The organism is Psychrobacter sp. AT9 (genome assembly GCF_047272965.1).
GTDB lineage: Bacteria > Pseudomonadota > Gammaproteobacteria > Pseudomonadales > Moraxellaceae > Psychrobacter > Psychrobacter glaciei.
Genome location: NZ_JBKOTW010000001.1, coordinates 2,248,937 through 2,262,459 on the forward strand (window position 1 = coordinate 2,248,937; position 13,523 = coordinate 2,262,459).

At 42.9% G+C, this 13,523-nt stretch carries 4 protein-coding genes; all 4 read right to left on the reverse strand.

Features of this window, described 5'->3' with window-relative positions; translation table 11 throughout:
• Positions 1–104 precede the first annotated feature (104 nt).
• Positions 105–5,795 carry a transferrin-binding protein-like solute binding protein gene (locus ACMFL8_RS09350; RefSeq protein WP_413190781.1) on the reverse strand — a complete coding sequence of 1,897 codons (5,691 nt, stop codon included), beginning with the start codon at positions 5,793–5,795 and terminating at the stop codon, positions 105–107.
• A 768-nt stretch (positions 5,796–6,563) separates the two neighbouring features.
• Positions 6,564–9,518: a transferrin-binding protein-like solute binding protein gene (locus ACMFL8_RS09355; RefSeq protein WP_413190782.1), complete on the reverse strand. Its 2,955-nt coding sequence runs from the start codon at positions 9,516–9,518 to the stop codon at positions 6,564–6,566.
• Positions 9,519–9,814: 296 nt separating this feature from the next.
• Entirely contained in the window at positions 9,815–11,209 is a 1,395-nt protein-coding gene (locus tag ACMFL8_RS09360) for an outer membrane protein transport protein (protein WP_413190783.1), read from the reverse strand.
• Positions 11,210–11,696: 487 nt separating this feature from the next.
• Entirely contained in the window at positions 11,697–13,136 is a 1,440-nt protein-coding gene (locus ACMFL8_RS09365) for an outer membrane protein transport protein (RefSeq protein ID WP_210539946.1), read from the reverse strand.
• Between the last annotated feature and the right edge of the window lie 387 nt (positions 13,137–13,523).

Here is a 13,523-nt window from a genome sequence, read left to right on the forward strand (position 1 = left end):
TCTGTAAATTTCCAAACTTAATTATCCTAAGGGATTTTAATGGTTTAAGCGAGAGAAAAAGCGCCCCAGGACGCTTTTTCTTTACTCTATATAGTCACAGCGATTTATTGCTTTTCAGCACCAAAGGTTCCTTGGAATTTGGTACCTGTTCCAGCAACATCACCGCTACCACCTGGTACTGAAGCATCTTGATAAATACCCCCTAAGAACTGAGCCTCTTTACCGTAAAAACCGCCAGCGGTGTCAATGCCATTTTTATTGCCAGCAAAGGTGTTTCCTGTAATATCGGCATCGATTTTTATTTCGTTGCCAGCTGGCATGTACTTATAGCCCGTACCAGTAAATGAGAGCGTACCATCCACTGAGCCACTAACGAAGTCGACATTGAAAGCAGAAGTCCCATTGACTGGGGCAGTAGATGCATTGTCAGCCAAATGAATGTTTTCAATATAAGTTGCCATACCTTGGTATTGCGCCTTACCTGCGTTAACATTCTTAAGACTTTCCATACCTGCCTGAGAAGTTAAGTAACCTTCTACATAGACATTAGCAGCGCGTGAGACATCTCCTGCAATTGAGTTTAAATTGCCATAAACATGACCGACTTGCATCTGTGAATCAAAGTTCTTGTAGACAGCATTATATTGGTAAGTCGGATTCAAACTACCTCTACCTGCTTCAACTTTCTGCTCACCACTTGCAGCCGTCAAATTGACAGTGATAGGCTCTAATACAGTATCTGGCTTGACCATGTCGGCAAGCACTTTGCCTTTACTGAAGCTAGTAAAGTTATCACCTTTGCGATTATCTACTGGAACCTCAGAACCATTTTCTATTTTTAGTTCAGTCCAAGCCGATTTATCGTCGCGAATTTCAACATAGCCGATAGCATTATCAAGCTGACCTTGACCCAGTGGTAGCGTTTTCTCTTTACTACTCAACGCCGTAGATTGGAATCCAGTCATTTTAGATTCTGTTGGGTCAGGCACTACTTCAACTGTTGGATCTATTTTAGAAGCACCATAAGTACCTTTGATATAGTTATCTTTAGTCTCTCTTTCGTAGACACCGCCTAGTAGGCTAGCACCTTTACCGTAGAAACCACCGACAGTATTGACAGCAGCACCTTGCTCACTAGCAAAGGTATTATTGGAGATAGTCGCATTGATATCAACCTGCTTGTCAGCAAAGTCCAGCTCGCCTTTCACTGATTTGGCGACAAAGTCAACATCGAACTTAGAAGTACCATCGACTGCGATTTTTCCACCTTCTGCATAGGTAGCCACCCCTTCATAATTGGCCTTACCTTCATTTACGTTGGCTAATTTGTCCATATCACCAAGGTTGGTGGCATTACCTTGGACATAGGTATTAGACAAATGGCTCTTATACAATATGCCATTTTTGATGTCACCTTCTAAATGTCCAATCTGCATTTGGTTATCAAAGTTTTTATACACTGAAGAGTAATTCATATCTCGCTTGTGAATAGTACCCCCCAAACGACCTTCAAATGACGTGCTGCCTTTGTGCTCTTTAAAACCGTTATTGCCTGTACCATAAGTGTTGTCAGCAGCGCCATTATTTGCGCCTCTTAGCTTCACATCGATTGGTTTTAGGGAAGCTCTGCCATCAACTTCGTTAGCATAAACCTTTAGTTGGTTATAGCTATTGGAGTTGTTGTCAAAAATTCCGTCATCAGAGCCTACAGAAGTACTTTGAAAACCCGATACTCTTGAATCTGGAGCCGTAAATTTATTAGCGGCTTCTAACGCTTCAGCTTCCGCAGCCTCTGCTCTCGCTATGGCTTCATCTCTTGCTGCTTCAGCGCTCACTTTAGCATTTAAAGCTTCAGTTTTAGCATTCTCTGCTTCAATCTTAGCCGCTTCTGCCACAGCTTTGGCGCTCTCTGCTACTGCTTGAGCCTGCAGTGCTTTTTCTTTAGCCTCTTTTTGTGCTTGGGCATCCCCTACTGCTTTTTCAGCCACTTTTTCAGCCGAAATTTGAGCCTGTTCCGCAGCCATTTGAGCCGTTTGCGCAGCAATTCGGGCAGCGTCGGCTGTAGAAGCAGCTTCTAATGCAGCGCCTTCTGCAGCTTCAGCACGAGCCAATGCAGCAGCAAGACCACCATCTCCTGTACCAGCATTTGCTAAGGCTTCTTCAGCGGCAGTCAAGGCTTCTTGCGCCTTGGTAGCATCAGCTTTGGCTTTTTCGGCAGCAGCTTGGGCAGCAGCAGCTTGGGCATTGGCATTAGCGATAGCAGCTTGCGCCTTATCAGCATCAGCTTGCGCCTTATCAGCTGCTTCTTCTGCAGCGGTTTGCTTGTCACTCTTTGCACCATAAGTACCTTGAGCGCCTTTACCTTCGTAGACACCGCCTAGATACTGCGCGTCACCACCGAAGAATCCACCTTCAGTACTGTAGCCTGCATTGTCAGCAGCAGTACCTGAGAACTGATTACCATTGATACCCGCTGTTAAACCAATCTTACCGGCTTTATCGAAGGTGAGATCGCCTTTAACGTTTTGAGCGACAAAGTCAGCAGTAAATACTGATTTACCAAACTCGATGTCATTACCGATGCCTAGCTTGCGATACGTGGCATCTCCTGTGTAGCCAACTTTACCTTCCGTCGGCATATTCGCCGCTTGGGTGGCATTACCAACGACAGCTACGCCATTTACAGGAATGTCAGTGCCTTGTAGGTTTGCTGCACCATCAATATGACCGACGCGCATGTCATTACCATAGTCTTTATAGACTGAGGTGTATTCTAATGGCAACTCACCTAAAGCTGTTGTGATAGAAGTATTGTCATCATGGCTCTTGAAACCGTTGGCAAGCTCGGTATCTCCTTCACCTGAAATATTAACGTCAACTTTGGGCAGTAGATCTCCAGAAGCTACGTCAGCGCGAGCTATGACATTATTTTCACCAATTTCAAAATCACGTGTCGTTACTACAAAATCAGGAAGACCGGCAACTGATGTACCAACGTTGATAGATTGAGCACCAGACTTCTCCGCTTCAGGAGCATTCTTGATCTTAGCTGCTGCTAAGGCATCTTCAGCCGCTTGTTGGGCAGATTGGGCAGCAGCGACTTGAGCGGCGGCAGCAGCGGCGGCTTGTGCTTGTGCTTGCTCGGTAGCAATGATTTTAGCATTCGCCGCGTCAAGGGCGGCTTGGCGACGGTCTACTTCTGCTTGCAGGGCTTCGGTGTTACCACCACCTGAAGCTAATGCATCTGCCAGTGCTTTTTCGGCTGCGGCTAAGTCGGCTTGTGCTGTTACCAACTCACCTTTAGCTTTATCAGCCTCTGCTTGGGCAGCAGCGGCTTTTTGTTTTTCAGTTTGGGCTTGAGCTTGAGCATCTGCAGCCTGTTGATTAGCAAGGTCTGTTTTGGCATTGGCTGCTTTCACTGCTATGTCGGCTTTGGCTTTAGCTTCCGCTGCTTCTGTTTTAGCTTTAGCTTCTGCAGCTTTAGCAGTGTTAGCATCAATCTCAGCTTTATCCGCTCGTACTTTAGCATCGGCTACTTGTTGGTTGGCTGCGGCTACTTTTTTATCCGCTTCAACTTTGGCCTCACCAATAGCTTTATCTGCTGCATCTTTCGCAGCTTTGGCAGCTGTTTCTGCTGCGATTTTTGCAGTCTCGGCAGCGGCTCTGGCATTTTTTGCAGTCTCAGCGGCTTCTAATGCAGCTTCTTCTGCGGCTTCAGCGGCGGCGGCACGTTCTAGAGCGGCTGCTAGCTGATTCTCACCATTACCAGCATTTGCTAAAGCTTCTTCAGCAGCTACCAAGGCTTCTTGCGCCTTGGTAGCATCAGCTTTGGCTTTGTCTGCAGCAGCTTGGGCAGCAGCAGCTTGTGCCTGAGCGGCAGCGGTTGCCGCTTGAGCTGTTTTAACATCAGCTTGCGCCTTGTCAGCTGCTTTTTCTGCTGCGGTTTGTTTGTCACTCTTTGCACCATAAGTACCTTGAGCGCCTTTACCCTCATAGACACCGCCTAGATACTGCGCGTCACCACCAAAGAATCCACCTTCGGTACTGTAGCCTGCATTGTCAGCAGCAGTACCTGAGAACTGATTACCATTGATACCCGCTGTTAAACCAATCTTACCGGCTTTGTCGAAGGTGAGATCGCCTTTAACGTTTTGAGCGACAAAGTCAGCAGTAAATACTGATTTACCAAACTCGATGTCATTACCGATACCCAGCTTGCGATACGTGGCATCTCCTGTGTAGCCAACTTTACCTTCGGTCGGCATGTTAGCAGCTTGGGTAGCATTACCGACTACTGCAACGCCATTCACTGGTAGCTTATTTGCACCAAGAGCGGCTGCACCATCAATGTGACCGATGCGCATGTCATCGCCAAAGTCTTTATAGGTTGAGGTATAAGTTAGTGGCAGTACACCAAGGGCGGTTGTAATATCAGTGCTGTCATCGTGAGATTTAAATCCGTTTTGTAAGTTGGTGTCATTCGTACCAGAGGTGGTAATATTGACGATTGGTAATAGACCACCTGAGGCAGTGTCTGCTCGAGCTTCAACACTGTTTGCGGTAGTATTAAAGTCACGACTAGTAGCGATAAAGGCGTTAGGTAAGCCAGCAGCTGATGGGTCGATGTTCAATGACTGAACACCTGATTTAGTGGCTTCAGGCGCATTCTTGATGGCTGCTGCTGCCAATGCGGCTTCGGCAGCTTGTTGGGCTTGCTGAGCAGCAGCGACTTGAGCGGCGGCAGCTTGTTGAGCAGCTTGAGCAACAGCTTGGGCCTCTTGGGCTTGAGCTTGGGCTTGCTCTGCTAATTTTGCTTTGCGCTCGGCTTCTTTCTGTAAAGCTTCCGAACCACCACCATTTGCTAGAACTTCTTCTAAAGCTTTTTCTGCTTCTAATTTAGCAGCTTCGGCTTTAGCACGAGCGGTTTCTGCAGCTACAGTTGCTTTTTCTGCTTCTGTTTTAGCTTCTTCTGCTGCTTTTGCCTTTGCTTCCGCGGTCACTTTGGCATTGGCTTCTTGTTTGGCTTTCTCCGATTCTGTTTTTGCGATAGCTTCAGCCGCTTTTACTCTTGCTTCTGCAGCCTCTATCGCCGTCTTCGCTCTAACCTCTGCTTCTTTAGCTTTGTCTTCTGCGACTTTTACTTTTTCTACTGCTTCTGCGGCAGCTTTTTTAGCCAAGTCAACTTGTGATTTAGAGGCTTTTGCGGCTGCTTCAATTTTAGCTACAGCTTCTGCTCTTGCTGCTTCTGCTGCGATTTTAGCTTCTGCCGCTTCTGCTTTAGCAGCGGCAACAGCTTTAGATGATTCTACTTTAAATGTCTCTTCAGCGGTTTTAAGTGCATCTTGAGCAGTTTGTGCCGCTTTTTTAGCAGCATTTATTTCTGATTTTGATGCATTTTCTAAAGCATCAATTTTTTCTTGTGCATCTTTTTTCGCCGTATCTAGTGCTTTTGTAGCTTCTGCCAATTTAGTTTGTGCAATTTTTGTCTGACTCTCTGCAATTACCGCTTTAGCTTCTGCATCTTTGGCTCTAGCCTCTGCTGCTTTGATAGCTGCTGTATCATCACCAGTTTCACCGCCACCAGTTTCACCGCCACCAGTTTCTCCGCCACCAGTTTCTCCATCTTCCACCCCTGGTAAAACAGGGGTTGGTTTTGGAGCAATAGAATTATCTCCTCCACTCGTTGAACATGAGGCTAGGATCACAGCAGTCAAAAGAACAACACTAGCTTTGAGCGGGGTATTTAATTTTTTTGCTGTTGATACAGCCAAGATTGAATGACGGTCAAGTGGCATTCGAATTCCTCCATGAAAGTTTTATGAATATTCCGTTAAACATAACTTTTATCTACTAACGCGTATAGATAAACAAATTACATACAAAAAGTCAATAAATAAAAATGGATTAATGTCCACTGTAACTTTTAGTTACTAATTAATATCTGTTAAATAGAATATATAGAAATCATGAAGAAGGTCGAATCTATGTATATGACTATTGCTTTACTAATATCACATGCCAAAAATTTAAATTAATAACCACCATTTATGAGCAACCTATAAAAGTGATTAGCTAAGGGCAATAGTTGAACTATAGTTCTTTTAAAAAGCTAAAATAAGTAAAATATTCTTAGTTTATGCCTAAAAAGGCTATGAAAATATAATTATTTCTAATTATTGATGTATTTTTATCAAAAAATTCTGAGTAAATTTGATTAACTATGACAGAAATGCTTTATTAATATTTTTGTCATACTCCGGTGAGATAGTGAGTGTGTAAAAGTCATCACTTTCAAATGATTAATAGATAATAATAAGCTATGATTGATAGACTAAAATACTGACTATATATTCGATACATACCAACATATCAATTGATAAAAATAAACAATAGTCTTTCTTTAAATAAAAAATATCTTTTTTTGTAAAACACTCCCTTTAATAAAATCAACATTAATCAACTAAAAGAACATCTGTAAACTGAAATAATGATTGCTTTCTCAGTTTATCATCTACAAAAAAAAGCGCCCTAAGGCGCTTTTTTTTACAAACTGTCAGACTGAATTATTGCTTTTCAGCACCGAAGGTACCTTGGAAAGTTGTTCCGGTTCCTTGTGCAGTACCTGTACCTGCTACATCGCCAGGTTGCGCTTCTTGGTAGATGCCGCCCAAGAAATTAGCATCCTTGCCATAAAAACCACCTGAGGTTTGAACGTTGTTATCAGCATTTATACCAGCAAAGGTATTGCCTGTAATATCTGCATTAATATTAATTTCATTGCCAGCAGGCATATACTTATAGTCGCCATCTGCAAACGTCAACTTACCTTCAAGCTTACTGTTTACAAAGTCGACATCAAATTTAGAAGTGCCGTCTAAAACTGGATCTATAGCAGTACCGTCTAGCAGATGTATGTTTTCTGCATAGGTAGCAACACCAGCATAAGCCACCATACCGTCATTGATACCATTATCAATGTTGTACTGTCCTAGGGCTTTCAGATAATCCATATCAGCCTGAGCAGTACCATTACCAGTTGCATAGACGTTTGCATAGCGTGACTTCACACCACCAGCAAAACCTTCTTTACGCAGATCACCATAAACATGACCGATCTGCATCTGTGAATTGAAATTTTTGTAAACTGAATCATAGTCAACTTTTAGCTCAATCTTACCAATTGGTGAATTGGCATTTTGGATCGTTGCAACGTTTTGTTTAGCAGATTTCATAAAGCCATTACCAGCTACAATGTCGTCATCCCGAACTGTGGTTAAGTTCGTAGTTTCAGTAAACTGTTCTGGCTTAACAATGTCAAGACGCGCATCAAACTCATTGTAATTAAGGAAGTTATTGGTGCTCTCATTTTCAACGATATTTGGCACAACTTCACCATTATCATTTGTACTTGTAGTCGTGAAGTCTTGATTATCGTTAACGAACTGACGGAAACCAATAGCATTAGTAGTGCCTAAACCTTCTTGGCTACTTAAAGTATTGCTCATAATTCCGGTAACATCAACGTTAGCGGCTACATCTGGATTGGCTGGTGGCGTTGGCGTTGGCGTTGGCGTTGGTGTTGGTGTTGGCGTTGGCGTTGGTGTTGGTGTTGGTGTTGGTGTTGGCGTTGGTGTTGGCGTTGGTGTTGGTGTTGGTGTTGGTGTTGGCGTTGGCGTTGGTGTTGGTGTTGGCGTTGGTGTTGGTGTTGGTGTTGGTGTTGGTGTTGGTGTTGGTGTTGGCGTTGGTGTTGGCGTTGGTGTTGGCGTTGGTGTTGGTGTTGGCGTTGGTGTTGGCGTTACGGCTTCATTCTTCTCAGCACCAAAGGTACCTTGAGAGTCATTACCTTGGTAGATACCACCGATGAAGTTAGCATCTTTACCGTAGAAAGCACCTTCAGTATTGTAGCCACCTTTTTCGCCAGTGAACTCATTACCGTCTATGCTTGCTCCTAGTTCAATATTACCAGCTTGCGCAAATGTCAGCGTACCAGCAACATTCTTCGCAACAAAGTCCGCGGTAAATGCTGAGGTGCCATATTCAATAGCATTACCAGGACCTACTTTGCGGTTGGTTGCATCACCGGTGTATTCAAACTTACCTTCGGTTGGTAGAGTCGCTGTCTTTTTACCAACGGCTATCACACCATCTACTGGGATTGTACTACCTAGTGCACTAACACCACCATCGATGTGAGCGACACGCAATTCATCATTGTCACCAAAGTCTTTATAGATTGAGGTATAAGTCAGGTCACCGGCAGCCAGTACGTTACCAGTGCCATTATAAGATTTAAAACCGTTTTCAGTATCAGCATCGCTATCACTTGATAAGGTCACTGCTGCTGCTGCTGGTACGATTCCTGTCAAAGCTGTGTCAGCACGGGCATCAACATCTGAGGTGCTACGAATCGCGAAATCACGTGTGGTCACTTCTCTCACACCTGCAAGCTGACCTGTGTTCACAGATAAGTGCTGTACACCTGATAAGTTTGCTTCTGCTTCAGAGCTGTAACCTGGTGTTGGCGTTACGGCTTCATTCTTCTCAGCACCAAAAGTACCTTGAGAGTCATTGCCTTCATAGATACCACCGATATAGTTGGCGTCTTTACCGTAGAAAGCGCCTTCAGTATTGTAGCCACCCTTTTCGCCAGTGAACTCATTACCGTCTATGCTTGCCCCTAGTTCAATATTACCAGCTTGCGCAAATGTCAGCGTACCAGCAACGTTTTTCGCCACAAAATCTGCTGTAAATGCTGAGGTGCCATATTCAATAGCATTACCAGGACCTACTTTGCGGTTGGTTGCATCACCAGTGTATTCAAACTTACCTTCGGTCGGTAGAGTCGCTGTCTTTTTACCAACGGCTATCACACCATCTACTGGAATTGTACTACCTAGTGCACTAACACCACCATCGATGTGAGCGACACGCAACTCATCATTGTCACCAAAGTCTTTATAGATTGAGGTATAAGTCAGGTCACCGGCAGCCAGTACGTTACCAGTGCCATTATAAGATTTAAAACCGTTTTCAGTATCGGCATCGCTATCACTTGATAAGGTCACTGCTGCTGCTGCTGGTACGATTCCTGTCAAAGCTGTGTCAGCACGGGCATCAACATCTGAGGTGCTACGAATCGCGAAATCACGTGTGGTCACTTCTCTCACACCTGCAAGCTGACCTGTGTTCACAGATAAGTGCTGTACACCTGATAAGTTTGCTTCTGCTTCAGAGCTATAACCTGGCGTTGGCGTTGGCGTTGGCGTTGGCGTTGGCGTTGGCGTTGGCGTTGGCGTTGGTGTTGGTGTTGGCGTTGGTGTTGGTGTTGGTGTTGGTGTTGGTGTTGGTGTGATTACTGGACTATCATTAAAGATATCACCTAGTTTGTACGAATTATTATTATCGCTAGCACACGAGGCCAATATCATTGATGTCAAAAGTACGACACTTGCTTTTAATGGGGTATTGAATTTCTTTGCTGTAGAATTAGCTGAGATTGAATGATGGTTAGGTAACATTCGTATTCCTCCATGGATTATAATGAGATATTCCCTTTATATTCAACTATTTATATAATAGCTGAATAATTTTTATAGATACTAAAAAGTAGCTTGACCAGTCAAAACTTAATGGTTTATTACTTTTGAAGAGAGATGACTTTTAACTTCGATAGTAACAACCGACTTAGTAGTCTTCTTTATTAATATCTATAATTTTATTTAAAACATTGCAGATTATTATAAAGCTCACCCATTACAACTCGATAAGCTTTATAAAATTTCAATCAAAATAAGAACTAAGTTTAAGAATGAAGTTACTGGCTCTGATAAGACAGTTTTACACCAGCGATGTAACCATCATTATCTTCAGATTTACTAACGATACTGCCGTTCGGTAACTGTCCAGTCGCATCACCAAACTTCAAGTATTTTCCACCGACAGATACGGCCCATTCAGGAGTGACATTATATTTAACCCCACCACCGATACTATAGAAACCATCAATAGTACCCAATGAACTGACAGGATCACCTGCACCAGAGTCATAACCAACCACAACAGAACCCGCTAATTTTTCGTTGAAGCGTTTAGCCAAACCAACGTCGACTTTCCATTGGTCTTTGTCATAAGACAATAGTGGTAAGCCACCAGCAACGGCTCCTTTAGAGTAGGCATTATAAAGAGGAGGCACAATACTAAAGTCACTCCAAGGCACCCAGCGTACATCCAATGTGCCTAGCAGCTGATATTTTTCACTTAAGCCCGTCTGAATGTTTAAGTTAACTGACTCTGGTGTGGTCACAGTTGCTTCGGTAGTCGCATCAGCACCAATAGCTGCCGCCAATTCAGGCGTGATTATATCGTTAGGATTAAGTTCATTATATTTACCGATAAATACACTTTTTATAAGATCATTATCTAATAGAGGTACTCTTTCACCTACCGCGGTTTTATGATCAATTTCCGAGCGATAAGTTAACGCTGCATTTAAGGCAATCTCTGGTTTACTATAGGAAAGACCAGCCGCCCAACCATAGTCAGTGTCTTTATTGACGTTGGCATCATAACCTGTCAATGGACCATATGCTTGGCCACGTAAATGCACTTCTGCTTTTACTTTTTGTATCACTGGACCACCATATACTTGGAAGCCGTTAGATTTAAAACCTACCAAACCTGTCCATGATTCAGTATGAACGCTAACATTGGTGTTTTTATCATAATCAGAATCTAGAACAGCTGGATTAATGAATTCATTAGGAAATGCAGTTCCTGTTGAAGAATCCACGATTGTCTGTTTTCCTGGTTGAGATACAAAAGCATTATCTCCTGTATACTCTACTTCTGCTCCAAAAGGCTCATCATAGAACACACCGATACTAATATTGTCATTAATATCCGTTTTTACACCATAGCGAGCAAAAGTATAAGGATCGTCGGTAGCATTACCCGTATTTACACCCTTTTCGTACTCATCTTCGTTAGAGGTAATACCAAGACGAGCACCGTTTGCGATTGCCCCAGCATTATCATTAACTGAAACATCCGTGTTGATGTAAGCATACTCAATCTCGGCGTAAGTACCAGGGTTAAAAAAACCTTTGATGTCTTGACCTGAACGATCAAGACCAGCTGCTTGTGTCAACGATGCAGCTGACAGTGTAAGTAGAGCGAGAGTGAGTTTAGAGATAGGGAATTTTTGAGACACTTGATATCCTCCATGAATAAAATAACTGGCAAAAAGCTTAATTACGGTATGACTTATATCAGTAATTGAAACCTGTGCTGTGCAATCCTTTGCCAAACGACTTAATTATTTAACTAGCAGATGTAACTACCGCTTACGCAATATTACCTTTCATTGTTATCAGACATCACTACTATGTAATACAACGTAACTGATTTCAGTATCATAATTAAAGTTTGCTGCTATAGCAATACCCTTTTCGACTTTTTCCAAAAATAGATTTATGTTAGTTAAAATTTTTATATATTTACGGTATTTAAAAGCGTCTAATAATTTATTTGATGAAAAACGATAGCAAAGGAATATAGTTATTCTTTAGTACTTTCGTACAGTATTGATAATTAAGACTATTTTATTTAATTTTTCCCCAACAAAAAAAAGCAGCCACAATGGGCTGCTTTTTTTTGTTAAATCTAACACTTTAAAAAAAGTAACAAGTGTTCACTGATTACTGCGCTTGATAAGAAAGCTTCACGCCAGCGATATAGCCATCATTGTCTTGGAAATCGGCAACGATTTTGTCAGTTGGTAGAGCGCCTTGAGCATCACCAAACCATAAGTATTTGCCACCAGCTGATACTGCCCAGTTTTTGGTGACGTTATACTTGGCGCCAAGACCAACACTATAGTAGCCATCGACAGGACCTAATGAAGTAGTCGGATCACCAGCACCGCTATCCCAACCAACCGTACCACTAATGGCAAGTGCTGGTGCTACACGCTTAGCCAGACCCAGCTCGACTTGCCACTGATCATCTTCATATTCAACCAAATCTAAACCGTCATCGCCATAAAGACCACTGCTTATACTAACTGCATTGTATAGTGGAGGGGTAATGACAAAATCACTCCAAGGCACCCAACGTACTTTTGCGGTGGCTAATGTAGTTGGATTGATACCGGTTTGGAAGTCAAAGTTGACTGATTTAGGAGTGGTGATCTCGTAGTCACTGCTTCTATTTGCTGCTGCTTCCGCTTGTGCTGGAGAAGCTCCTGCTCCAAGCGCTCTAAGACCTGCTAGCGGATAAGTCTCAGATATTTGTATATCGTGATCGATCTCAGAACGATAAGTCAATGCAGCTTTCAAAGCGATTTCAGGCTTACTGAAAGACACACCAGCGATATAACCATAGTCCATATCAGGGTTACTGGTCGAAGTGTAACCTGTAGCAGGGCCATAAGCCAATCCACGTAATTTCGTATCAGCTTGAATACGCTGTGCTACTGGACCACCATAAACTTGGAAATTCTTATTGGCACCAAACTTCATACCAAGTAGACCTGTCAAGCTTTGGCTACGAACCTCTACATTGGTGTTTTCACCTGCATTGCCTGCCTCAGCTTGAGCGATTGCGCCTACAGTACTAAGATTTGTAATTTGTTGCACGATGCCTGCTCTTACTTCTGCATCAGGTTCTGCTGCAGCTTGAGCTCTCAAAGCATTTATTGTAGGACCAAGCGTTGCACCATTGAATTGACCATTAGTCAGTTGCTGGATAGACGCGTTTTGATCACCCTTCGATACAAAATTGCTATCGCCTGTGTACTCGGCAGCTGCACCAAAAGGCTCATCATATAAAATACCAATACTGAACGTATCGTTGATGTCAGTTTTTACGCCATAGCGGAAGAAATCATAAGCTTCAGCGATATCACCCGTGTCACCACCTTCGACATAGGTATTACTAGAAGGAACATTGTTAGCACTGTCTTTACCACTGACATCAGCGTCAATATAGGTATAAACCGCTTCGGCATAAGTCCCATCTTGAAAGAAAGCAGTGACGTCCTGACCTGAACGATCTAGACCGGCAGCATTCGTCATGCTGGCTACAGAAATAGTAGCAATAGCTACCGCAAGGGTTTTTAAGTGAAAGGTAGCGCGCATTATGTATCTCCAAACATCCTAGTTGTTTAACCGTCCTACGAATCTAAAATTGGCCATGGTGCACGCAAATTTAAATTATAAAAACAGTGTCCTGATTTCGATAATAATGGCTTTTTGACACTAAAACAACACTTAAAGCACTTTATTTCCTAAATATGACTGAACAGTACAGATTACATGTAACTGACACACTAAACACTTGTTTCCTTTAGTAAAATTATCTTTTGAATTTACTTTTTACTGGACTAAAATCGTCTTTTTCTTCATGCTCCGTCATCAAGAAGTATACCCTGATAATAGAGTGTACATATTTGACTATCCTTATTTTGAGCAAAAAAAAGCGACCCGCTTAGGATCGCTTTTTTGCTGCCAAATCGTCAAATAGAT

What these genes read in the sequence shown, in the direction of transcription:
- ACMFL8_RS09350 (WP_413190781.1), bottom strand. Translation starts at nt 5,795, where the DNA reads ATGCCACTTGACCGTCATTCAATCTTGGCTGTATCAACAGCAAAAAAA.
- ACMFL8_RS09355 (WP_413190782.1), bottom strand. Translation starts at nt 9,518, where the DNA reads ATGTTACCTAACCATCATTCAATCTCAGCTAATTCTACAGCAAAGAAA.
- ACMFL8_RS09365 (WP_210539946.1), bottom strand. Translation starts at nt 13,136, where the DNA reads ATGCGCGCTACCTTTCACTTAAAAACCCTTGCGGTAGCTATTGCTACT.